The organism is Sinorhizobium psoraleae (assembly GCF_013283645.1).
Taxonomy (GTDB): domain Bacteria; phylum Pseudomonadota; class Alphaproteobacteria; order Rhizobiales; family Rhizobiaceae; genus Sinorhizobium; species Sinorhizobium psoraleae.
Genome location: NZ_JABEKV010000001.1, coordinates 984,577 through 1,006,824 on the forward strand (window position 1 = coordinate 984,577; position 22,248 = coordinate 1,006,824).

Sequence of the window (22,248 nt, forward strand, 5' to 3'; positions counted from 1 at the left end):
TGCTTTGAAACAATAACGCGGGGTGGAGCAGCCCGGTAGCTCGTCAGGCTCATAACCTGAAGGCCGCAGGTTCAAATCCTGCCCCCGCAACCACTGAAACTTGAATATTTTGCCATTCAAGTCGCTTCACAGAAAGCTCCTCCGCGTACGCGTCGAGGAGCTTTTTCTTTTTGTGCTCCGTGTCGACCTCTCCCGACGCGATCTTCGCCATAAGATCGTTCTGTGCCGCAGCGATGAACTGCTGCTCAAGCAGGTCGAGCCCTCCATCGACGCCATGATGTTGGCGATCGAGCCATGGACCTGCAGGGATGCCGGCTGGTGGCCGGGCGTCTTGCCGATCACAACGGTCTGGATGAAATCGCGCACGATCGGCATCAGGCGCTGCTTGGCATGTTCGTCGGCATGGTTGCGGGCGAGGAAGAGCAGCTTGCGGATGCTGATCTCGATATCGGCCGGATTGAACAGCGCCTTCAGCTTCGCGATCTTCACCTGAAAATCCTCCGCCGGCGCTTCGGCGTTGGCGAGTTCCAGAACCAGCTTCTCGCGGGTGGCTTCCAGTTCGTCCAATTGGTCATCCAGGATGGCGAGACGAGCATCGAACTCACGGGTCATTTCGATCATTCGACGACCAGACGGCGCTGGCCATGGTCCTCTTCGCTTAGGGTCGTGCGGCTTAGAGACTTCTGGAGTATGCTGAAGAACCTTGCACTCCGAGCAGACGGAGGAGGAGCCATGGACGTCGGTGCCTGGCTGCGCGATCAAGGGCTGGGACAGTACGAAGAAACGTTCCGCCAAAACCACATCGATCCTGAAGTCCTAAGAGATCTTACTGCCGAGGACCTGGTTGGTCTTGGCGTAACTTCGGTGGGGCACCGTCGTAAACTGCTTGCTGCCATCGCCGCACTGCGTGAGGTCGCTCAACAACCGAGCGGCCAAGCTGGGGTTGGCGGCACACCTGTAATCCTCCCGGAGCCGGAGCGCCGGCAGCTCACCGTGATGTTCGTCGACCTTGTCGACTCGACCACGCTTTCCTCACGACTCGATCCAGAGGAGATGGGCGAACTGCTGCGGGGCTACCAGCGTGCGGTGGCGGGCGCTATTGCGCGATTCGAGGGCCACGTTGCCAAGTACATGGGCGATGGCGTGCTCGCTTACTTTGGCTATCCGCGCGCTCACGAGGATGAGGCCGAACGAGCAGTGCGAGCGGGGCTTGCGGCCATCGACGCAGTGGGAAACCTGCGACCACCGCATGGGGAGACGCTGCAAGCCCGCGTCGGCATCGCGACCGGCTTGGTGGTTGTCGGCGAACTGATCGGCGAAGGTGCAGCGCGTGAGGAGACGGTAATCGGCGAGACGCCCAATTTAGCGGCACGACTGCAAAGTGTCGCCGAGCCGGGAGCGGTGGTGGTGGCATCCACCACCCGGCAGCTGATCCGCGGCCTGTTCGAGCTCGCCGAGCTCGGGTTCCACTCTTTGAAGGGCTTTCCTGCGTCCGTACCCGCTTGGCGCGTGCTCGGTGAAAGCTCTGCGGAAAGCCGTTTCGAAGCCCTGCACGGGGCGAGCCTGACTCCGCTCGTCGGTCGCGAGCACGAGATCGGACTCCTGCTTAAGCACTGGGAAGCGGCCAAAGAAGGGGAAGGCCGCGTGGTGTTGCTAGCGGGCGAACCCGGCATCGGCAAGTCGCGCCTTGTTCGTGCCCTGCGGCGGCGTCTGGAAGGCGAGCCGCATACGACTGTAAGTCACTACTGCTCGCCCTATCATCAGACCAGCCCGCTTCATCCGGTTATCCGTCTTCTGGAGCGGGCGGCTGGCTTCGCCGCGGAGGATCCCCCCGACGTAAAACTGAGCAAGCTCGAAGTGCTGCTCACGCAATCGACCGAAGACGTCGCCGAAGCGGCCGCGTTGCTCGCGGCGTTGCTGTCGGTTCCAGCGAACGATCGCTATCTACCGTTGGAGTTAAGCCCGCACCGGCAGAAGAAGCGGACGCTGGAGGTACTCGTCGATCAGCTCATCGGACTCGCGGCCCGTCGGCCCGTCCTGGCAGTATATGAGGACGTGCATTGGGCGGATCCGACCTCGCTCGAGTTGCTGGATCTCGTTGTTGACCGCGTGCAAGACTCGCCAGTGCTGGTGCTCATCACGTTCCGTTCCGAGTTTCTCCCACCGTGGATGCGCTATCCTCATGTTACCGCATTGACGCTTAGTCGTTTGAGCCGTCGGCAAGGCGCAGATATGGTCGAGAGCCTGACCGGCGGCAGGGCTCTGCCTACCGAAGTGCTCAACCAGATCGTCGGACAGACAGACGGCGTGCCGCTCTTCGTTGAAGAGCTGACGCGCGCGATATTGGAGACCAAGTTGCTCAAAGACGAGGGCGATCACTACGCTCTCGCGAGTCCGCTGTCGGCAATCGCAATTCCAGCTACGCTTCAGGAGTCGTTATTAGCCCGGCTCGACCGACTTGCGCCCGCCAGGGAGGTGGCGCAGGTGGCGGCCGCAATCGGTCGAGAATTCTCGCATGAGTTGCTGGTGACCGCCGCGCCGTTGCAGACGAGCGAGGTAGAGGAAGCACTCGACGACCTCATTGCGTCGGGATTGGTGTTCCGCCACGGGACTCCGCCGCAGCTAACCTACAGCTTCAAGCACGCGCTCGTACGCGACGCCGCCTACGCCACCCTTGTGCGCTCGAAACGACAACGGTTGCACGCGGCGATAGCTGCAGCGATCGAGCAACGCTTCCCCGAAACGGTCCAGACGCAGCCCGAACTTCTAGCCCAGCACTATGCGGAGGCGGGGCGGGTAGAACCCGCGGTCGATTACTGTCTCAGGGCCGGGCAAGCCGAGATTGCGCGCTCCGCAACGGCCGAAGCGATCACCCATCTGACAAGAGGGCTGGACCTGCTTGAAGGGCTGCCTGATGATGCCGTGCGATGGCGGCAGGAAGTCGACCTGCAAGTCGCTCTCAGCGTCGCCCTGATGACTGCCAAGGGTTGGGCAGCGCCAGAGGTTGGGCGGGCCAATACGCGAGCACGCGAGTTGTGCGAGCGGCTCGGGGACACGAGTAGGCTCCTCCCTGTTCTCTACGGAGACTGGGTCTTCCACGTCGTGCGCGCTGAACTGGAGGCGGGGAGGAAGGCGGGAGAGGAACTGCTCCGGCGCGCGCAGGAAGAACGCGAGGTGTCCGGCGAGACCGTCGGCAATCGCATCGTCGGAACCGATGCCTTCCTTCGCGGCGAGATACCTACTGCCCGCGAATATCTGGAACGGTCGCTCGCCCTTTATGACCCGCGGCAACACCGCTCCCTCGCGTTCCTGTTCGCCCAGGACCCTCGGGTGGCGGGACTGTCGGTGCTCTCCTGGACCCTCTTCGCTCTTGGTTATCCCGAGCAGGCTGAGGCCAGGAGCAACGAGGCATTGGCGGACGCAAGCGAACTTTCCCACCGCAACACGCTCGGTTACGCCCTGCTTTACGGCTGCACCCTGTCACAGCTTCGCGGCGATTGGCGAGAAGCCCGAGATCGGGCGGATTCACTGATCGCGCTCGCAAGAGCGCAGGGCTCTCCGCACTTTCTCGGCGCAGGTGCGATCATTCGAGGCTGCACGCTAGCCGAGACGGGTGAATTATCGGCGGCCCTCACACAGGTTCGAGAAGGCTTGGCGTCGTGGCAGATGACTGGAGCGAGATTCCTGGTTCCATTCTTTTTGAGCTTGCTCGCGCGCCTCGAGGCGCATACCGGGGGAGCAAGGCAAGGCTTGGATTTGCTGACCGACGCGCTGGACCGAGTTGGCGCAACGGGCGAGCGGTGGTTCGAGGCGGAATTGCATCGGCTGACGGGCGAGCTAATGCTGCAGGTGCCCGAGTTTGATCGTGCCGAGGCGGAAGCACGACTCCGCCACGCGGCCGAGGTAGCACGAGGGCAAAGCGCTGACTTATGGGAGTTGCGCGCGGCGACAAGCCTGGCCCGACTATGGATCGTGCAGAACCGGTTCGGCGACGCGCATCACCTGCTAGCGCCCCTCTGCGGCAAGTTTACGGAGGGATTCGCGACATCGGATCTGCAATCGGCCCAAGGGGTGCTTCGCGCGACAGCCGGTGTCAATGGCGCGACCAAGTCATCCGACTAGTCAGCCGAGTTGCAATGTTCTACGCCAAACCACGCTGACAGCACTGTCGGACGGCAAGGGCGTCGTGTGATGGAGCGTCGCCGAGTCGTCCGCTTTCCGGCAACGAATTAGAGCCCCTGAGTGTCCGATCCGGGGGTCAAGACCTGGCGGCGCACTCACCAAACGAAGTTCCGCTTCGGGGTCGATGTTTGGGTTTCAGCAGGCCAGGGGGGCGGCACTTAGCCGAGAAATGCCACCCCTGAGTGCTAGAGGTCAACTTGCTCAGAGAATGCGTCGTCCACGTCAATCCCGAGGTACTGCACAGTGCTCTCCAGCTTCTTGTGACCGAGCAAGAGCTGGATGGCGCGCAGGTTGCCCGTCTTCTTGTAGATGTGCGCCGCCTTCGTCCGTCTCATCGAATGCGTGCCGTAGCGCTTGGGATCAAGCCCGATGCTCGACACCCACCTTTCGACGACCCTGCTATATTGCCGCGTCGATAGATGCGGCAATATATGCACGCGGCTTGGAAACAGCTAATCCCGTTCACCGAGCCGGCGACTTCCAATCCATGCAGCGACATGAGGATCTCAGACGTTCAACTGCGATCGGGGTGGTGAACTGACCGAAGCTGGAACTGACTACCCCGCTACATTGTATATCTCGGCAAGGTCGCGTAGATCCCAGTTCCCGCCAGACAACACCGCACAGACTTTTTCATCGGGCTTGACGTCTATGGTGCCCGCCAACAGTGCTCCGACACCAATCGAGGCGGCTGGTTCAGCGATCAATTTCGCATCCTTCGCAAGAGCACGCATCCCGGCGATGATGTGCTCGTCTTCAACAAGAACAATCTCGTCCACATACTTTTCGATAATCGGATACGGGTTTTGACCCGGAGCGCTTATCCTCAAGCCATCCGCAATAGTTTTTTCAAGGGAAGCGATGTGCGCCCTTGTTGATCCGGCTGTGAAAATACTTCGGTGTCAAGGCCGGCTCTGCTCCGACAACGCGCACCGATGGTTTCGTTTCTTTTATGGCGGTAGCGATTCCCGAGATTAGGCCTCCGCCGCCTACGGGAACGATGACCGTATCTACATCGTCCAGGTCCTGCAGTATTTCACACCCGATCGTTCCCTCACCGGCCATCACGATGGGGTCCTCAAAAGCGTGAACAGCCGCGTATTTGTTTTCTTCAGCGATTTCATGTTTCGGTATCCCCTGACGCGCGCCATCTCCTTGACGGCTTGAGTCAGCGGAACAGGAAACGAAGCCGGATCTCCTCGTGGCTGGCGCGGCCGTGCATGCCGCCAGATGAAGCATGCCACCTACGACGCGCGTCACAAGCGCCGTTTGACCACCGAGCAGCCGCCGCGAGCTCTCAGAAATGACGTCGAAAACCGGTTGCACGTCGGTTCGCGACATGGAGATGACGTTGAGAATTTGCGCGGTGATGGTCTGGCGTTCCAGCGCAATCGCAAGCTCCGATTGCAGGTTGGCATTCTCGGATGAGAGCGGCTGAAGATAGCTGCGGGCTCACCGTCCATAACGGCTGGCCCCCAGAGCAGGCTCTCGGGCGGCATTGCCAGAGAAAGGCCGTTCGTCTTGCAGCCGCGGTAGACGAGATCGATGACCTCATTTTTGGCCGGCATTCGGCTCGCCGGACTCGCCACCCAGAACTGCAGCTCGACCTCGATAGCCATCGCATCGATCGCTTTGAGCGCAATGGCTGGCGGAGGAACCTTGACGATTCGCTCGCAGTCCCGCAGAACCCCCAGCATGACCTCTTCAACGACGGACGGCACGTGGGTGTGGCAATGTGCACGGCAAACGCAATGCAGTGCGTTTCGTCAGGACGGCTGAGATTGGTCACCCCTTGCTTCGCCAGGACGCTGTTGGGTACCATCACCAAATTGTGCGCGCCGGTCAGCAGATTCGTCGAGCGCCAGTTGGTTTCGGCGACGCGTCCTTCCGTGCCGTCGCTGAGCCGGATCCAGTCGCCGATGAGATAAGCCCGCCCGAGCGTGAGCGCGATCCCCGAAAAGACGTCCGCAAGCGTATTCTGCAGCGCCAGGCCGATGATGACGGCGACCACGCCCGAGGTAGCAACCAAAGGGGCCTATTGGCGCGCCAAAGACGAAGCCGATGATCGACAGCGCCACGCCGAGATAAACGACGGCGATGATCAGATCCTGCAGAAGATGTGCCTCCCGCGGCCTGTGATTGAGACCGATATAGATGTGCACGAAGCCGATGATCGTCCAAGCAAGATGAGTCCACCAGAGGATCCTCGCCGACTTGGCAATCAATAGGCCGGCGCCCTGAAGCTCGGTCTGGTCGAGCCGGTAAGGCGAAATTCTGCCCAGGCCGAGCACAAGGCTCATGGTGGCGAAGAACAGAATCTGCACGATCAGGCGACCGGTCGGACGGCTGCGCCCCTGAATGTGCCATACGAGAATGCCGGCAAGCCCCAGAATATTGATCAGGACGAGCGGCAGGAAACGATCTTCACCGAACATGGCTCGGGCTCACCGGCAGTGATTTCGAACGATCGGGAAAGGGCCAGATGCCGCAGACGACAGCTGGCCCTTTCGCCTACTCCTCGATCGGGAAGGTCAGTTCCTTCTCGCTGCTGTCGACGACGAAAACAGCCAGCAGCTTCGCCGGTTCGGTCTCGCTGGCATTCTCGCTGACGCCGTGGCGGTCTCCCGGCATTTCAGAGAAGCTCTCGCCCGCCTTGTAGGTCTTGACGGGACCGTCGTTGACCTGACTGCGGATGGCGCCCTCCAGGACAGTCGCATAGATGAAGGCCGACTCCGGATGCGTGTGGGCCGAGGAGAAGCCGCCGGGACCATATTCAACGAGAACACCCTTCATGCTCTTGCCCGGAACATTCGGCAGTTCGTGCTCGTAAACCAGCGTGACCGAAGCATCCTTATCGCCGACGTCGTGAGCAGCGGCGGCAGCGGACAAGAGAGCCGTCATGGCAACGGCGGCAAAGATTGACTTGATCATGTCGAAACTCCTTTCGTGAGGTCGGAAGGTGCGCCGCCTCATGCGACGCGCCGGATCGGTCATTTCCGCGCCGCGGTTGCGAACCACTGCTCGAAGGTGATGCTGCCGAGGCGGGGATTGTTGTCGGAAACGAGCGAGCCATCTTCCAGTTTGGCGCCGAAGTAGCGAGCCTCCGGATCTGCCCCGACCTTGCGGGCGTCGCCCATTGCTTTGAGGTAGCGGGCGACGAGCTCGTTCAGCCGGACACGCTCCGGCCCCGAGATCTCCACAACGCCATTGATCGGCGCGACCGTCGCAACGGCGGCCATGTTGTCGGCCACATCGTCCGAGGCGATGGGCTGGACGTAGGCTGGCGACAGATGCACCGTGTCGCCGATCGTGCCGGACTGGGCGATGCCGCTGAGGAATTCCATGAACTGCGTCGAGTGGACGATCGTATAGGGAATGCCGGATTCCCGGATGATCTTTTCCTGGGCCACCTTGGCGCGCATGTAGCCGCTGTCAGGCAGCCGATCGACGCCGACGATGGAAAGCGCGACGTGATGCTTTACGCCCGCGGCCTTTTCCGCAGCCATCAGATTGCGGCCCGACGTCTCAAAGAATTCCAGCACGGCCTTGTCTTCGAAGGACGGCGAGTTTGCGAGATCGATAACGACAGAGGCGCCAGCGAGCGCCTCGGCGAGACCTTCGCCGGTGATCGTGTTGACGCCGGTGTTCGGAGCGGCGGCAATGACTTCATGGCCTTGCTTGCGAAGGCGGTCGGCTGTCTTTGAACCGATCAGGCCGGTTCCGCCGATGATGACGATTTTCATGAGCTTCTCCATTCGCGGGCGCTCGGCGCGCCGCATTGTCATTCGTTTCCAGAAGGTGGTTGGGCGGTCTTAGCTCGGGCCGGTCCCGTCGAGGCCATAGACGTGTCGGCCGAACTGGAAGGATACGCACCCAGTTCGGCCCTGACCCAACAAGGGGTCAGTAGTCCCAGAAGGCCGCGACCCAACGAAAGTCGTCGCCGTCGACCGCCACCCGGCCGACGGACGGGAACGGCAGGTGAGTGGCGACCAGCTGTCCGCCGGTCTCCGCCAGCTCGCGCAAAAGACGGACCCGAACGCGCGCCGCCTCCTCGGGGTCGTGTTCGAAACCGTTGTGCCAGTCGGGGTGTTCGAACCCGACCGCGAACACGGCGTCGCCGGCGAACATCAGCCGGTCGCCGCCGGACGCCACGCGGACCACGCTGTGCCCGGGGGTGTGGCCGCCGGTACGAGAGACGACCACGCCCGGTGCCACTTCGTACTCCTCATCGAACAGCCGCAGCTGGCTTTGATACTCCTTCGCGAACCGCTTGGCGGTCGCGCGAAGCGCGTCCGGGAAGCCCGGCGGCATGGAGACGTGGGAGAAATCGGGCGACTCCCAGAACTTGACCTCGGCGGCGGCCACGTGGATCCGCAGGTCCGGACGCAGCTGCTCCTTCACCCCCTCGACGAGCAGCCCGCCGACGTGATCCATGTGCATGTGGGTAAGCACCACGTCGGTCACCGATGCAAGGTCGATGCCGGCGGCCTCCAGCCGCTTGATCAACTGCCCGGCCCGCGGCAAGTTCAGGTCCGGATCCAACCCTAGCCCAGCGTCGATGAGTATGGTCTGGTCGCCGCTCCGCACCACGACCACATTCAGCGCCCAGTCGAAGGCATCCTGCGGCAGGAACATGTCCTTCAGCCAGGCCGCCCGGGCGGCCGGGTCGGCGTTGTGTCCCAACATCTGGGTTGGGAGCGGCAGCACCCCGTCGCTGATTACCAGCACTTCAATCTCGCCGACCTGCACCGCGTAGCGCGAGGGAACCAACTCTTCGGGTCGCGATCTACCGGAGGGTGAGGTGTTGTCCAAGCTCATGTTTGTCTGCTGCTGAGCAATCGAACGGGGTTTTGTTTCTGTCTGCGACATGATGCGCTCCTGTTTTGCGTGATTGAAACGTGTCGGTTACAAGCCACGGCGCGGATTTTATGTTGAGGCGCGTTTGGCGGTCGATCCGGCCAAGGAAGAGGAAAGGCCATACCTGAGGATAGGGCAGCCTATGCTCTCAGTGCGGCCGCAGCGGAGATTTTGGCAGTGAAGAGGCTGGCATGAAGGAGCAGACGCTTTGCATTGGATGTTCCCGGGCGGATGAATCCGCCCGGTGCGTTCGCGTCTGCTCGGCGATCAAGCGGCGCGCTTGTGGTCTGCCGGATGCTGCAGCCGAAAGCCGATCGCCAGTCGGTTCCAAGCATTGATCATGGCGATGCCGATAGACAGCACCAAGAGTTCGTCTTCCGAAAAGACGCTGTGGGCAATTTCATAATCCGTATCCGGCGCACGGCTCTTTGCGATATTGGTCAGCGACTCGGCCCAGGCGAGTGCTGCGCGCTCACGGTCGCTGTAGAGCTGCGATTCGCGCCAGGCGCTCAGAAGAAGCATGCGCTCTTCCGTCTCGCCCCGTTTCAGAGCGTCCTGACGATGCATGTGCAGGCAATGGGCGCAGCCGTTGATCTGCGACACGCGCACCTTGACGAGCTCCATCAGTTTTGGATCGAAGCTCTTGGCAATCCAGGCCTCGACGGTGACGAGGCCATCGATGCCGTCATTCTTCCTGGCCAATATGTTCAAGCGTCTGGTCATCCTGCTCTCCGTAGATTGGTTGCGATCGGGTCGAAGCCACGCGCGTCGCCCGGATCACCCACTATCCACGGCATCGTGGATCATCCATCTGGCCGGAAGGCGCTCCCGGTTAGCATCTGATGGAGCTGAGCCTTGCCGATCGATCAGGTTTCCCCGCCGTTTGAGCCATCTCCTTCTATACTTCGGCAGTGGATGGGCGCGTCCCACGCAGAATGGTTTGCGACCGCAAACCCACGCATTCTCCCGGCATGGCAATCGCTGCGTTAGGAGAAAGCAGATGCTCAAACTTATCAAGGTCTTGGCGCTTGGCGCTGTGATCGCGACGCTGACTGTCGCCAGCGCACAGGCCGAAGATCGCGATCTCAAGCCGACAATCGTTCTCGTTCATGGCGCCTTTGCCGAATCGTCGAGCTGGGATGCTGTGATCGCCCGCCTGACCAAGGATGGCTATGTGGCGATCGCGGCGGCCAACCCGCTTCGCAGCGTCGCATCGGATGCAGCATCCGTCGCGGCGGTCGTTCGCGCCATCCATGGACCGGTGGTTCTGGTCGGCCACTCCTATGGTGGACCGGTCATCACCGAAGCCGCAAACGGCAATTCGAACGTGAAGGCCCTGGTTTATGTTGCAGGTTTCATGCCGGATACCGGCGAATCCAGCCTCACCCTGTCGGGCAAATTCCCGGGTAGTACGCTTGCCAGCGCGCTCGCACCCGTGATGCTGCCGGACGGCACGCAGGACCTCTACATCCAGCCGTCCAAATTTCATCTCCAGTTCGCCGCCGACGTTTCAGATGACAAGGCGGCGCTGATGGCTTCGGCGCAGCGTCCAGTCGCCCAAGCTGCGCTCGCCGAACCCTCCGGCGCCGCATCTTGGAAGCTGCTGCCCTCCTACATGATCTACGGGTCCGCCGACCGTAACATTCCACCAGCGGTCATGCAGTTCATGGCCGAACGGGCACACGCCGCGAAGACTGTCGTCGTCGACGGGGCCTCGCACGCGCTCATGGTCTCGCATCCCGCCGAAGTCACCGCTCTCATCGAAGAAGCGGCATCCGCCCGGTGAACAGCCATATTGTCGGTCCGGAGAAGTTCCGCCTCAAACGAAATTGCGGGCACGGTTCCTGACGTCGCTCGGCCGGCGTCTGGTAGCCGCGATCCTCTGGCACAAACGCCTAGTCGTTCGATGTGATCAGCTAAACTTTCGTACAGTTCCGCAGATGCTTGCGGCCAATAGTTTTCCGGGCCGCCGGTCGCCATTCTCGTTCGCATTTCAATCATCGTGAAGGATAAAATATGCAGGACATTTCAAACCCATCGGCCGTTAGCCTCTCACGCCGCGACGCCCTGCTCGGCGGCCTCACCGCCGGTATCGCAGCGGGCTTGCCCGCGGTTGCCGCCGCAAAGACTCCGAAGCAGCCTCTCCCCGCCACCATCAATCACGGAAAGCAAGCCATGAGCACGATCACCACCAAGGACGGCACAGAAATCTATTACAAGGACTGGGGCACCGGCCCGGTCGTTACCTTCTCGCACGGCTGGCCGCTGAACTCCGATGCCTGGGACGGCCAGATGCTCTTCCTCGCCCAGCAAGGCTTCCGCGTCGTCGCGCACGATCGCCGCGGCCATGGACGCTCCAGCCAGCCGACGTCGGGGAACGACATGAACGGATATGCCGACGATCTGGCCGCCGTTATCGAGGCGCTGGACCTCAGGGACGCAACGTTGGTCGGTCACTCCACCGGCGGCGGCGAGGTCGCCCGCTATATCGGCCGGCACGGTACGAAGCGTGTCGCAAAGGCCGTCCTCATCGCTGCTGTGCCGCCGGTCATGGTGAAATCGGCGACCAATCCAGAAGGCCTGCCGATTGAGGCGTTCGACGCGATCCGCGCTGGCCTCGTCAAGGATCGCTCACAATTCTACCGTGACCTTGCCTCGCAATTTTACGGCGCCAATCGTCCCGGCTCGAACGTTTCCGAGGGCACGCTCAACCAATTCTGGCTCTGGAGCATGCAGGCCGGCCTGCTGAACGCCTATGAATGCGTCAAGGCTTTCTCCGAGACCGACTTCACCGTGGATCTGAAGAAGTTCGACGTGCCGACGCTCGTCCTGCACGGGGAGGACGACCAGATCGTTCCGGTCAAGGATTCCGCCGTCAAGTCTGCCCGGCTGATCAAGGGCGCCAAGGACATCTACTATCCCGGCGCGCCGCACGGCATTACCGCCACGCATCAGGACCAGGTCAACGCCGACCTGCTCGCCTTCCTCAAGGCTTGAACCCACCACGGCTCGCGGAGCAAACCGCCGTGCTCCGCGTCCGGAACTGGCGCGGCCTTGCCGCGCCAGTTCCGCGATCCCTTTCTATCATCGCCTTTTTAGAGGTCATCCCATGCCGAAGACTTGGCTCATAACCGGCAGTGCCAGCGGAATCGGCCACAGCACGGCGGAACTGGTGCTCGCCCGCGGCGACAACCTCATCGCAACGGCCCGCAACGTCGACCGCCTTCTCGATCTTGCGCACCGCTATGAGGAGCACGTGGAACTCATCGAACTCGATGTGACAGACGCGTCCGCATCGCGCGGCGCAGTCGAAGCCGCGATGGAAAGGTTCGGACGCCTCGACGTGCTGCTGAACAATGCCGGCTATGCGCATCTCAGCCCTTTCGAACAGGTCTCTGAAGATGATTTCAGGGCGGAGATCGACACCAATTTCTACGGCGTGGTCAATCTGACGCGCGCAGCACTCCCGGTGATGCGCCAGCAGAAATCAGGACATATCATCAACATTTCGTCCAGCTCGGCGCGCTTCGGCAGTCCCGGTTCCACCGCCTATAGCGCTGCCAAATGGGCGGTGAGCGGTTTCACCGCTTCGCTCGCCAAGGAGGTCAAACCATTCGGCGTCAAGGCCATCGCCGTCGAGCCGGGCAGCATCCGCACGAACTGGACACGGGTCGCCCGCAGCCATGTCCCGCCGCTGCTGCTGGAATACGAACCAACCATCGGCGCAATCATGAGGTTAACGGAGGGCTATGCCGGCACCGAGCCCGGCGACCCCGACAAGGTGGCCTCCGTCATCTTCGATCTTTCACGCCGGGACGATCTCCCGGAACAGCTCGTCCTCGGAAGCGACGCGCTGGCGCGAATTGCCCAGAATGATGTGATCCGATCGACGGCCGCGCTCCAATGGAACGAGGTCAGCCGGTCGACGGACTTCGACGAGGATGCCACGCCCTTGCGGCTTTTGGACTGAGACAGGAACCATCCAAGCGGATGTCGGATATTATTGAGGCTTGACAGTTTTCTACCAGGGCGGTCAAGCGACGGCATCGCCGCCAATACATGGATTTCCATAAGTTGCGGCCGTGCAGTGGCGCGAATAGGGTACGACACGGGATCGCTGACGCTGCTATCGAGACTAGCCACTCGATATGCTGGCGCCGCCCAAGCTTTATTTTCCCTGCAGGAGTCGCCGATGACGCGCGTCTGGTCGTACCGCCCCCAACTCCTGCACCTGGGTCTGTTTTTTGCGGCCTATGTGCTGGGTTGCGGCTTCGCGCAGGCACTTGCAATCGTACCCGGAACAGGCATTTCCATATGGCCTCCGAGCGGGCTTTTCATTGCAACCCTTATCCTCGCACCCAAGCAGAGCTGGCAGTGGTGGGTGCTGGTCGGCTGCCTCGGCGAGCTATTCGGCAATGCCTTGTGGTTCCATAGCCCGCTGCCCGCCGCCGTCCTGATTTATGCCGGCAACGCGCTCGAAGCCATGGTCGGCGCGTGGCTCGTGAACCGGGTCCTGGGCCGGTCGGTCCGGCTGGAAACCCTGCAGGAAGTTCTCGTATTCGTCCTGCTAGGCGCCGGCGTTGCCTCAGTCGTGAGCGCGACGGTCGGAAGCGCGACGCTTGCCGGGTTCGGCATACTTTCGCAAACCTTCTCAGGGGCCTGGCCTCTCTGGTGGATCGGGGATGCCACTGGGGTCCTGATCGTCGCGCCGCTCGCGCTGGTCGTGATCCAGAACTGGAACGGCAAGGCAGAGCTATCGGCTGCGCGATGGATAGAAGCGTGTGCCGTGGGACTTATCCTTCTTGGCGTCGCGGCCCTTTCGCTCGGCGGCTACCTGCCCTTCGCCTATATCATCATGCCGCCATTGCTTTGGGCCGCGGTGCGCTTCGAGTTCAAGGGGGCTGCCGTTACTCTCGTCCTCCTCGCGCTAATAACCGCGATCTTCACGATATCCGGCGCCAGTCAGTTCGCCGGAAATGCCGAGAGCCAGCGCCACAACCAGATCATGCTACAACTCTTCCTGGCGATTTCGGCGTTTTCGGCCTTGGTCGTGGCCGCCATATCCCGGCAGCACCAGCTCGCGTTGCTGACATTGCGCCAGAGTGTGGAGGCCCTGCGCGACCGAGAGCGAGAGCTCTCGCAGATCGTGAACATGGTCCCAGTCCACATCAGACGGCTGACGCCCGAAGGCGAGCCGACCTTCTTCAACAAGCGGCTGGTGGATTTTTTCGGGTTTGACCTGCAACAGTTGAAAAGGCCGGGCACAAGCCAACTGGTGACAAACATTGAGACTCTTGCCCATCCGGATGATGCGCCCAGTCTGTTGCAGGCGGTGCGCCATGCCGTCGCCACAGGCGAACCATACTCGATGAAATATCGCATGCGCCGCGCGGACGGCGTGTATCGCTGGGTTGATGGCCGGGCGGAACCACTGCGAGACGAAGGCGGGAAGATCTTGCAATGGTACGCAATCTCCATCGACATCGATGATGAGGTGCGCGCACAGGAGGCCTTGCGCGACCGGGAGCGGGAGCTCTCGCAGCTTGTGGATGCCTTGCCAGTCCACATCTGGAGCTGGACGCCTGCTGGCGAGCTGGCCTACGTCAACAAGCGATCTTTGGAGGATCTCGGCATTTCCAAGGCGAACTTCGAAGATACCGTCCGGGTGGCGCAAAAGCTGGTTCACCCCGAAGATGCCCCCGAGGTGCTGCGAACGTCAGCCAACTCCCTTAAAACTGGCGACGCCTTCATGATGCGATATCGCCGGCGTTGGAAAGATGGCAACTATCGCTGGATAGAGGCGCGCGCGCAGCCTCTGCGCGATCACGATGGAGCGATCGTTCAATGGTATCAGGTGTCCATCGACATCGACGATCAGGTGCAGGCCGAAGAAGCGCTGAAGAGCAGCAAGCGGCAATTGGAACAAATGATCGACGCCATGCCTTTCAATATCCTGAGCTTCACCGCTTCAGGCAAGATGACCTACACCAGCAAGCGATATCTCGACGACGTTGGTTTGCCGACGGCGGACATTAAAGACTTCGATGCGCTGGCCCGAGACGTGGCTCACCCCGACGACTTTCCAACAATGTTTCAGAGAGCATCGGATGGCTTCGCGACCGGTCAGTCTTTCGTGAACCGATTTCGCCGTCGCAACAAGCAGGGCGTCTATCGCTGGATAGAGGCGCGCGCGCAACCGTTGCGCGATGCAGATGGCACAATCGTGCAATGGTACATTGCTTCGATCGACATTGAGGACGAGATGCGCGCGCAGGCGGCATTGCGCGAGAGAGAACGCTTCCTTTGGCAACTGGTGGAAACACTGCCGGCGATGATCGATTGTGCTGCGCCGAACGGCGAACCAGTCTATCGCAGCCAGCAACTGCGCGAGTTCCTTGGCTATGAGCTGGAGGAACTGGATGGGAAGGCCAAATCGCGGCTGAACGGCACGCTTGATGCCGGGGTCCATCCCGACGATGTCGCGGGCGTCAAGGAGCAATATGCCCATTGCCTCGCGACCGGCGAACCCTATCTCAGAAAGCACCGTCTGCGGCGCTTCGACGGCGAATATATCTGGGTCGAAACGCGCGCCGCGCCGATGCGCAAGGACGACGGCACCATCGTGCAATGGAACATGATCTGCCTGGATATCGATGGTGAGGTGCGGATGCAGGAAGAGCTGCGCCTGGCGCAGGAGCGGCTTGCGCGCGCCAGTCAGGCGGCGAGCCTTGCCGAACTTTCGGCCTCCATCGCCCATGAGGTAAACCAGCCTCTGGCGGCGATCGTCGCCAATTCGCATGCCTGTTACCGCTGGCTGTCAGCCGAGCCGGCCAATGTTGATCGAGCGAAGATCACGACAGAACGCGTCATCCGCGATGCCAATTCGGCGGCGGAAGTCGTCAGCCGCATCCGGGCGCTGTTCAAGCAGTCCGTGGAGAACAGGATCAGCCTGTCGCTCTCCGGCGTGATCGCGGAGGCGTGCAACCTCGTGGCAGGGGAGGCTTTGCGCCGTCGCATCCGGATCGACATCGACGTGGAAGGCAAGCTTCCGCCTATCGCGGTCGACCGCATCCAGATCCAGCAGGTCTTGGTCAATCTCATGCGCAATGGCATGGAGGCAATGGAGGCCGTCGCAGGGGAAAAATCGCTCACCGTGCGCGCCCGTCGCGTGGGTAGTGAGGTGCAGACCGAAATAGGCGACCAGGGAAACGGCATCGAGTTCCCGGATCAGATCTTCGAGCCCTTCTTCACGACGAAAGAGAATGGAATGGGCATGGGTCTCGCCATCTGCCGTTCGATCGTCGAGGCGCATGGCGGGCGTTTATGGGCCGAGAAAAATGAACCGCATGGCGCGCGGTTCATTTTCACCTTACCAATCGTGGGGAAAGCGGCGCCATGACAACGGATGACCATGTTGTTTTCGTCGTCGACGATGACGAACGCATCAGGGAGGCGCTCGGCGAGCTCCTGGAGACCCACGGCATGCGCGCCATCGCGTTCGGTTCGGCGGGCGACTATGTGGACGCTGAAAAACCGGATCTACCTGCCTGCCTGATACTCGACGTTGAATTGCCCGATATCAACGGCCTCGAACTGCAACGGCAGATCGCCGAGGGCGATCATCCGCCGATCGTCTTCATTACCGGCCATGGCGACATCCCCTCCTCGGTGCGGGCGATCAAGCATGGTGCGGTGGATTTTCTCACCAAACCGTTCAGCGACGCGGACCTTATGGCTGCGGTGCTCACGGCAATTTCCGAGGATCGGCGAAAGCGATCGGAGCGGGCTGAACTCGGCATGCTGAGACAACGCTATCTCGACCTGACGCCACGCGAACGCGACGTGCTGCCGCTCGTGGTCAGCGGCCTGCTCAACAAGCAGGCAGCATCGGAACTCGGAATCAGCGAAGTGACGCTGCAAATTCATCGGAGGAATGTGATGCAGAAAATGGCGGCGGCATCGCTCGCCGACCTCGTGCGCATAGCGGAGCGATTGGGAATACCGATCACTCATTCGCGCCGGGCTGGAGGAAACTGAGCATGGAGAAGACAGGACCGATCGTCGCGATAGTCGATGATGACCCGCGGCTGCTCGAGTCGCTGGAGGAACTGCTGGAATCCGCCGGCTATACAGCCTGCTGTTTCCGGTCGGCGGAGCATCTGCTCGCCCGTGACCTGTCGAACTTGGATTTGTTGATCACTGATATTGGCATGCCGGGCATGAACGGCTTTGAGCTTCGTGACATCGTCAAAAAGGCGCGTCCGGAACTACCGGTATTTCTGGTCACTGGCCGCCACGAGATCGCCGACCAGGGCCGCGTCAAGGGCGTCGACGGCTTTTTTCGAAAGCCATTCGATGCGCCTGCGCTACTCATTGCGATAAGCGAAGCTTTGCAGAAATCGAGAAATGGAGGGTGACATGAGAATTGACCAGCCGCTCCGCAGATCGGCACCGCTGTCGCGGCAGCACAAGAATGACACAAGTGAGCCTCTCGTTATCATCGTTGATGACGATGCGGCCGTTCGCGAGGCCTTGTCGGAGCTGATCCTCTCAGCGGGCCTGCAGCCCATGAGCTTCGCCTCGACCCATGAAGTCCTTGACGCCGACATACTGGACAGTCCGGGCTGTCTGATCCTTGACGTGCGCATGCCGGGGGCGAGCGGCCTTCACCTGCAGCACCATCTGGCGGAAAACGGCAATGCGAAGCCGATCATCTTTCTGACCGGACACGGCGATATTCCGATGACCGTGCAGGCGATGAAGGCTGGCGCGGTCGACTTTCTTACCAAGCCGGTGCGCGACCAGACGCTGCTCGACGCTGTGATAGCCGGCATCGCGCTCGACGCGGCCCGACGCGCCAACGCCTTGGTCGTCAGGCGCAATATCGAACGCCTGGAGACGCTGACGCACCGCGAGCGCGAGATCCTGCGCGAAGTGGCGCGGGGGCGGCTCAACAAGCAGATCGCCTTCGATCTCGGGATAAGCGAGGTCACGGTCAAGCTGCACCGCGCCAATGTCATGCGCAAGATGGAGGCCGGGTCGATCGGCGAGTTGATCAGGGCTTGGGAGACGCTGCCCATGGCGATGCGCGAGGATGGCGGCGCCTGGTTCTGACGGGATCGATCCTGCCCAAGGATGTCGATGTCGCCGATGATAGGTTGTACTCACATTGCTTCGATGGCTCTCGCCTCACGGGCTATGAAGTCGCAGAACAGTTTGACGCGCAAAGGCCCGGTGCGGCCGAAGGCGTGCAGCGCATTGAATGGCAGGCTCGGAAGCGCGATCTCCGATGCAAACGTGACAAGCGCACCGGCTTGCAACTCCTTCGCCACCAGACACCGCAGCAGATAGGCGGCACCCAACCCGGCGAGCGCCGCCTGGATGAGCGCGGCGCCTGAATCGCAATCGACGCGACCGGCGGGAACAAAGCTGCTGCCGTCTGCCAGACGTACAGGCTGGCTTAAGCCTCCGAGCACGTAGCGGGCAAAGGGCAAGGCTGCCAGATGTTCGACAGGCAGCGGATTGCCCCAGGTCTCAAGAAAAGCCGGAGAGGCGACGATCGCCATCGGCAGGTCGGCCAGACGGCGGACGATCAAATCGCCTTGCGTCGGATTGCCAGCGCGCAACACGACGTCATAATCCTCCCGGATCAGATCGACGAATCGATCGGTAAGGCCGATATCGAGATGTAAGTTCGGATTGTCGGCCGCAAAACCTGTAAACAGCCGCGGCAGCAGCAGGGGCGCCAGCTCGCTTGGCATGCTGACGCGGAGGCGGCCGGAGAGTGCGGCATCGGACCCGATCCCCTCGTCGCTCGAATCCAGATCCCGCAAGAGCGGTGCGACGCGCTCGAAGAAGATCTGGCCGTCCTGTGTCAACGTCAGTGCCCGGGTGGAGCGCAGGAAGAGACGCGCGCCGATCTTCTTTTCAAGCCGTGCCACGCTCTTCGACACTGCCGACGGGGTCGTATCGAGATTGCGTGCCGCGGCGCTGAAGGAACCGGCCTCCACCGTTCGCACAAAGGCCATCAATCCAGACGTCTCATTCAGCAGGTTCGGCATTTGCAACTCCGCGGCACAGATCATGTGCCCGCCCATGATCTAATGGATGAGAACGCTGACGTTTATCTCAAGCTCAGTTGAAAGGAGATAAACAATGCAACATCTGAAAGACAAGGTCGCCGTTATCACCGGTGGCAATAGCGGCATCGGCAGGGCGACCGCCAAGCTTTTCGCCGAGGAAGGCGCGCGGGTTATCATTACCGGTCGGCGGCAGGATGTCGTCGACCAGGCGGTGCGCGATATTGGTCATCATGCCATTGGCATCGTGGGCGACGTCGCCGACCTCGAACATCACCACCAGGTGGTGGACATGGTGGAGAACCATTTTGGTGGCCTCGATATCTATATTGCCAATGCCGGCGTCATCAAGCTCACTGCGTCCCACAATGTGACACCGGAGGACTACGACCGGCATTTCGCCATCAACACGCGCGGTGTGTTCTTCGGTGTGCAGACGATCGCGCCGCTAATCCATGATGGCGGCAGCGTCATCGTCACGAGCTCGCTGGCGGCAACAAAGGTCCTGCCGGACCACGCGGTTTACGCCGGCTCGAAGGCTGCCGTCGCCGCCTTCGCGAAGAACTGGGCGATCGAATTCAAGGCACGGCGCATCCGCGTCAACATACTTAGCCCAGGGCCGGTCGAGACGGAAATTCTCGGTAAGCTCGGCGTATCAGAGGCCGAACGCCCAGCATTCGATGATCACATGGCGTCGCTCATCCCGGCAGGGCGGATGGGACGGCCGGAGGAACTGGCGCGCGCCGCACTCTTCCTCGCCTCAGACGCGGGCAGCTTCGTCAATGGGATCGAACTTCATGCCGACGGTGGCATGACCTTGGCTTGAGGGGCGAGGAAAATGCCCGAGACGACTGGGTCGTCCTCGTTCGGTTACGCGCTGGCTCTGCAACGGGCCTAGTGTTTTGGGATGCCAACGATCTGGTCATCATGGCTCCTGCTGCGGACATTTCAGCCCGACACTGGGACCGCTGTGTTCTTCTGTCGGTTAGTCGAACATCCGCACGAGTCGCGGTAGGTCTACGACCGCAGAGGGGCGGGCACCGGAAAATCCGGGCCGTCTCTACGAGCGGCAGCAACGGGTCGAGACGCGACGATCGCAGCTTCTGAAGTAAGGTCTGGAAGTGGCGCACTTGAGACGTGCCACCGCGATCTGTGAGCGTTGGCTTCAGTCAGATTTCCATCAGGGCGAGTAAATCGAAGTCTCCGTGTAGTCGGGCCCCCGCAACCAAATCAATCCGCAAAAGGCGCCCCCTGGGGCGTCTTTGGCGTTAAAGCCACCATCAGCCCGCACGGCAAAGCGCGCAAACGGCAGGCAAAGATGGCCACGGCAAAGCCGATAAAAAAACAAGCCCTCGCAACAAAGCAGAACTGAAAAGCTGTCCGCAGGAAGATCCGATCCGACCGTCACGGCATTCTCGACATCGATCGCCGGCTATGCCGGGGGGAGGGGGAAGCGGCGCTCGTCCATGGCCAGCATACGCGCGAAATTCCGCGCGAATACGGTCACGGCGATGATTGCCATCGATAGCCTTCTGGGGCGCAAGGTGGCGGAGAAATCGTCGCCTACTGGATGTTTCCTGAAACCGTATTCGATTAAGAATAACACATGCATCGATTCAAAGTGCGACAGCGACCTTTGTGCGTCTGAAAAGACGCACCGCGCTGTAGAACACGATGATCTTAGGTTGCCTCGGCCTAAATCATAAACGCTTCGATGCGAAAAGGTCAGAGCGGGATGCGGGCGGATCGATCCGGCATTCTCCGAACGTTGCACGCGAGCCGAAGTCGTGCTTCAAGATGGCACGTGACTGGACATGCGGCATGGCGTTCGCAATGCTCGCTCAGACGCATGTTGCTTCGATGAGGCCGGCGAGCCCGCCAGCCGGCCTAATCCATTTTGGCGGCGGTTCTCCCGAGAGACACTCCATGGCACTCAAAGTTGCGGTCCAGATGGACCATATTTCCTCAATCAACATCGCGGGTGACAGCGCCTTTGCCTTGATGCTGGAGGCACAGGCACGCGGCCACGAGCTTTATCACTATACCCCCGACCGCCTTGCGATGATCGGCAACGACGTTTTCTGCGTGCTGGAGCCGGTCGATGTGCGCGACGAGAAGGGCAACCATTTCGTGCTCGGCGAGAAGCAACGCATGAATCTGGCCGATATCGACGTGGTGCTCATGCGCCAGGATCCGCCGTTCGACCTGTCCTACATCGCGGCGACCCATATGCTCGAAAAGATCCATCCCAGGACCCTCGTCGTCAACGATCCAGCCGAGGTGCGCAACGCCCCGGAGAAACTCTTCGTCACCGAGTTCGCAGATCTGATGCCGCCGACGCTCATCACGCGCGACAAGACGGAAATCGACCTATTCCGTGCCGAATACGGCGATATCGTCATGAAACCGCTTTTCGGTCATGGTGGCGCAGCCGTGGTCCGTCTCACCAGGGACGATCTCAACTACGGCTCACTCTATGATATCTTCGCCACGACCTTCCGTGAGCCTTGGGTCATTCAGCAGTTCCTGCCGAACGTGAAGCATGGCGACAAGCGCATTCTCCTCGTCGACGGCGAGTTCGCGGGTGCGGTCAACCGGGTGCCTGCAGCCGGCGATCTGCGCTCCAACATGGTGCGCGGCGGTGCGCCGACCGTCGCCGACCTCACCAAAAAGGAGCGGGAAATCTGCGAGCGTTTGGGCCCTTCACTGCGTGAGAAGGGGCTCATTCTCGTCGGCATTGACGTCATCGATGACAAGCTCACCGAAATAAATGTCACCGCGCCAACTGGTATCCGCGCAGTGAGGAAGCTTGGCGGTCCGGACGTGGCGGCGAAAGTATGGGACGTGCTGGAGGCGAAGCTGGCGGGGTGAGGATCGTCTGACGATATCCGCAGCCATTGGCGGCGGGATGCTAAGCGCCTCCGCGAGCGGCGATCGTTACGCTAACGCGATCGTCCTATGGGGCGCGGGTTAAGGGCGGTCACGGTCTCTCCGGAGATCGCCGGCCGCCCGCCGCTTACGTCGGGGGAGATCGAGTGCAGACAGGATTGATCCGGTGAAACTCTGTCGATGCGATGAAGATGGGAAACGAACAGCCGAAAAGAAAATCAATCAATACTAGTCATTTTTC

General features: G+C 61.2%; 16 protein-coding genes, 1 tRNA gene and 3 pseudogenes. 11 read left to right on the forward strand and 9 right to left on the reverse strand.

The genetic code is table 11. The annotated features are described in order from the left end of the window. Positions 1-16: 16 nt before the first annotated feature. Positions 17-93 (forward strand) — tRNA-Met (locus ILFOPFJJ_RS04450). A 33-nt stretch (positions 94-126) separates the two neighbouring features. Here the strand turns inward: ILFOPFJJ_RS04450 and ILFOPFJJ_RS04455 are convergent. Further along, positions 127-621 carry a hypothetical protein gene (locus ILFOPFJJ_RS04455; RefSeq protein WP_173509327.1) on the reverse strand — a complete coding sequence of 165 codons (495 nt, stop codon included), beginning with the start codon at positions 619-621 and terminating at the stop codon, positions 127-129. A gap of 111 nt (positions 622-732) precedes the next feature. Here ILFOPFJJ_RS04455 and ILFOPFJJ_RS04460 point away from each other — a divergent pair, with 111 nt between their 5' ends. Next, positions 733-4,122 (forward strand): AAA family ATPase, encoded by a 3,390-nt coding sequence (locus ILFOPFJJ_RS04460; RefSeq protein ID WP_173509328.1) that lies wholly within the window; start codon positions 733-735, stop codon positions 4,120-4,122. A 245-nt stretch (positions 4,123-4,367) separates the two neighbouring features. Here the strand turns inward: ILFOPFJJ_RS04460 and ILFOPFJJ_RS04465 are convergent. The 7 genes and pseudogenes from ILFOPFJJ_RS04465 to ILFOPFJJ_RS04500 form a co-directional block, all read right to left on the reverse strand. After that, a pseudogene (locus ILFOPFJJ_RS04465) lies at positions 4,368-4,679 on the reverse strand (tyrosine-type recombinase/integrase); the annotation flags it as partial. Between the two features lie 60 nt (positions 4,680-4,739). Beyond that, a pseudogene (locus ILFOPFJJ_RS04470) lies at positions 4,740-5,307 on the reverse strand (pyridoxal-phosphate dependent enzyme); the annotation flags it as partial. Positions 5,308-5,615: 308 nt separating this feature from the next. Continuing rightward, positions 5,616-6,617 (reverse strand): annotated as a pseudogene (locus tag ILFOPFJJ_RS04480) (mechanosensitive ion channel family protein); the annotation flags it as partial. 76 nt (positions 6,618-6,693) lie between these two features. Beyond that, on the reverse strand, positions 6,694-7,113 hold the full coding sequence (locus ILFOPFJJ_RS04485; RefSeq protein ID WP_173509330.1) for a cupin domain-containing protein: 420 nt from the start codon (positions 7,111-7,113) through the stop codon (positions 6,694-6,696). A gap of 59 nt (positions 7,114-7,172) precedes the next feature. Further along, entirely contained in the window at positions 7,173-7,925 is a 753-nt protein-coding gene (locus ILFOPFJJ_RS04490; protein WP_173509331.1) for an SDR family oxidoreductase, read from the reverse strand. Between the two features lie 157 nt (positions 7,926-8,082). After that, positions 8,083-9,051: an MBL fold metallo-hydrolase gene (locus ILFOPFJJ_RS04495; RefSeq protein ID WP_173509332.1), complete on the reverse strand. Its 969-nt coding sequence runs from the start codon at positions 9,049-9,051 to the stop codon at positions 8,083-8,085. Positions 9,052-9,306: 255 nt separating this feature from the next. Then, positions 9,307-9,762 carry a carboxymuconolactone decarboxylase family protein gene (locus ILFOPFJJ_RS04500; RefSeq protein WP_173509333.1) on the reverse strand — a complete coding sequence of 152 codons (456 nt, stop codon included), beginning with the start codon at positions 9,760-9,762 and terminating at the stop codon, positions 9,307-9,309. 277 nt (positions 9,763-10,039) lie between these two features. On the opposite strand from ILFOPFJJ_RS04500, the gene ILFOPFJJ_RS04505 reads away from it, so the two are divergent. From ILFOPFJJ_RS04505 to ILFOPFJJ_RS04535, 7 genes are all read left to right on the forward strand, one after another. Continuing rightward, positions 10,040-10,825: an alpha/beta fold hydrolase gene (locus ILFOPFJJ_RS04505; protein ID WP_173509334.1), complete on the forward strand. Its 786-nt coding sequence runs from the start codon at positions 10,040-10,042 to the stop codon at positions 10,823-10,825. Positions 10,826-11,055: 230 nt separating this feature from the next. Further along, positions 11,056-12,036, forward strand: coding sequence for an alpha/beta fold hydrolase (locus ILFOPFJJ_RS04510; RefSeq protein ID WP_173509335.1), 981 nt, complete (start codon positions 11,056-11,058; stop codon positions 12,034-12,036). 112 nt (positions 12,037-12,148) lie between these two features. Continuing rightward, complete coding sequence (locus ILFOPFJJ_RS04515) at positions 12,149-13,009, forward strand: SDR family oxidoreductase (RefSeq protein ID WP_173509336.1); 861 nt, start codon at positions 12,149-12,151, stop codon at positions 13,007-13,009. A 222-nt stretch (positions 13,010-13,231) separates the two neighbouring features. Further along, positions 13,232-16,438, forward strand: a complete 3,207-nt coding sequence (locus tag ILFOPFJJ_RS04520; protein ID WP_173509337.1) for a PAS domain-containing protein — start codon at positions 13,232-13,234, stop codon at positions 16,436-16,438. Further along, a complete protein-coding gene (locus tag ILFOPFJJ_RS04525; RefSeq protein ID WP_173509338.1) occupies positions 16,435-17,076 on the forward strand; it encodes a response regulator transcription factor in 642 nt (213 codons plus the stop codon). The genes ILFOPFJJ_RS04520 and ILFOPFJJ_RS04525 overlap by 4 nt, the downstream gene beginning before the upstream one ends. A gap of 2 nt (positions 17,077-17,078) precedes the next feature. After that, positions 17,079-17,456 (forward strand): response regulator, encoded by a 378-nt coding sequence (locus ILFOPFJJ_RS04530; RefSeq protein ID WP_173509339.1) that lies wholly within the window; start codon positions 17,079-17,081, stop codon positions 17,454-17,456. A 1-nt stretch (position 17,457) separates the two neighbouring features. Continuing rightward, on the forward strand, positions 17,458-18,153 hold the full coding sequence (locus ILFOPFJJ_RS04535; protein WP_173509340.1) for a response regulator transcription factor: 696 nt from the start codon (positions 17,458-17,460) through the stop codon (positions 18,151-18,153). A 50-nt stretch (positions 18,154-18,203) separates the two neighbouring features. On the opposite strand, the gene ILFOPFJJ_RS04540 is transcribed toward ILFOPFJJ_RS04535, so the two are convergent. Then, positions 18,204-19,136 carry a LysR family transcriptional regulator gene (locus ILFOPFJJ_RS04540; RefSeq protein WP_173509341.1) on the reverse strand — a complete coding sequence of 311 codons (933 nt, stop codon included), beginning with the start codon at positions 19,134-19,136 and terminating at the stop codon, positions 18,204-18,206. A gap of 58 nt (positions 19,137-19,194) precedes the next feature. On the opposite strand from ILFOPFJJ_RS04540, the gene ILFOPFJJ_RS04545 reads away from it, so the two are divergent. Next, complete coding sequence (locus tag ILFOPFJJ_RS04545) at positions 19,195-19,944, forward strand: SDR family NAD(P)-dependent oxidoreductase (RefSeq protein ID WP_173509342.1); 750 nt, start codon at positions 19,195-19,197, stop codon at positions 19,942-19,944. Between the two features lie 1,100 nt (positions 19,945-21,044). Next, positions 21,045-21,989, forward strand: a complete 945-nt coding sequence (gene gshB, locus ILFOPFJJ_RS04550) for a glutathione synthase (protein ID WP_173509343.1) — start codon at positions 21,045-21,047, stop codon at positions 21,987-21,989. Positions 21,990-22,248 lie beyond the last annotated feature (259 nt).

What these genes read in the sequence shown, in the direction of transcription:
- ILFOPFJJ_RS04515 (WP_173509336.1), top strand. Translation starts at nt 12,149, where the DNA reads ATGCCGAAGACTTGGCTCATAACCGGCAGTGCCAGCGGAATCGGCCAC.
- ILFOPFJJ_RS04530 (WP_173509339.1), top strand. Translation starts at nt 17,079, where the DNA reads ATGGAGAAGACAGGACCGATCGTCGCGATAGTCGATGATGACCCGCGG.
- ILFOPFJJ_RS04525 (WP_173509338.1), top strand. Translation starts at nt 16,435, where the DNA reads ATGACAACGGATGACCATGTTGTTTTCGTCGTCGACGATGACGAACGC.
- gshB (WP_173509343.1), top strand. Translation starts at nt 21,045, where the DNA reads ATGGCACTCAAAGTTGCGGTCCAGATGGACCATATTTCCTCAATCAAC.
- ILFOPFJJ_RS04485 (WP_173509330.1), bottom strand. Translation starts at nt 7,113, where the DNA reads ATGATCAAGTCAATCTTTGCCGCCGTTGCCATGACGGCTCTCTTGTCC.
- ILFOPFJJ_RS04545 (WP_173509342.1), top strand. Translation starts at nt 19,195, where the DNA reads ATGCAACATCTGAAAGACAAGGTCGCCGTTATCACCGGTGGCAATAGC.
- ILFOPFJJ_RS04460 (WP_173509328.1), top strand. Translation starts at nt 733, where the DNA reads ATGGACGTCGGTGCCTGGCTGCGCGATCAAGGGCTGGGACAGTACGAA.
- ILFOPFJJ_RS04495 (WP_173509332.1), bottom strand. Translation starts at nt 9,051, where the DNA reads ATGTCGCAGACAGAAACAAAACCCCGTTCGATTGCTCAGCAGCAGACA.
- ILFOPFJJ_RS04540 (WP_173509341.1), bottom strand. Translation starts at nt 19,136, where the DNA reads ATGGGCGGGCACATGATCTGTGCCGCGGAGTTGCAAATGCCGAACCTG.
- ILFOPFJJ_RS04505 (WP_173509334.1), top strand. Translation starts at nt 10,040, where the DNA reads ATGCTCAAACTTATCAAGGTCTTGGCGCTTGGCGCTGTGATCGCGACG.
- ILFOPFJJ_RS04520 (WP_173509337.1), top strand. Translation starts at nt 13,232, where the DNA reads ATGACGCGCGTCTGGTCGTACCGCCCCCAACTCCTGCACCTGGGTCTG.
- ILFOPFJJ_RS04535 (WP_173509340.1), top strand. Translation starts at nt 17,458, where the DNA reads ATGAGAATTGACCAGCCGCTCCGCAGATCGGCACCGCTGTCGCGGCAG.
- ILFOPFJJ_RS04500 (WP_173509333.1), bottom strand. Translation starts at nt 9,762, where the DNA reads ATGACCAGACGCTTGAACATATTGGCCAGGAAGAATGACGGCATCGAT.
- ILFOPFJJ_RS04490 (WP_173509331.1), bottom strand. Translation starts at nt 7,925, where the DNA reads ATGAAAATCGTCATCATCGGCGGAACCGGCCTGATCGGTTCAAAGACA.
- ILFOPFJJ_RS04510 (WP_173509335.1), top strand. Translation starts at nt 11,056, where the DNA reads ATGCAGGACATTTCAAACCCATCGGCCGTTAGCCTCTCACGCCGCGAC.
- ILFOPFJJ_RS04455 (WP_173509327.1), bottom strand. Translation starts at nt 621, where the DNA reads ATGATCGAAATGACCCGTGAGTTCGATGCTCGTCTCGCCATCCTGGAT.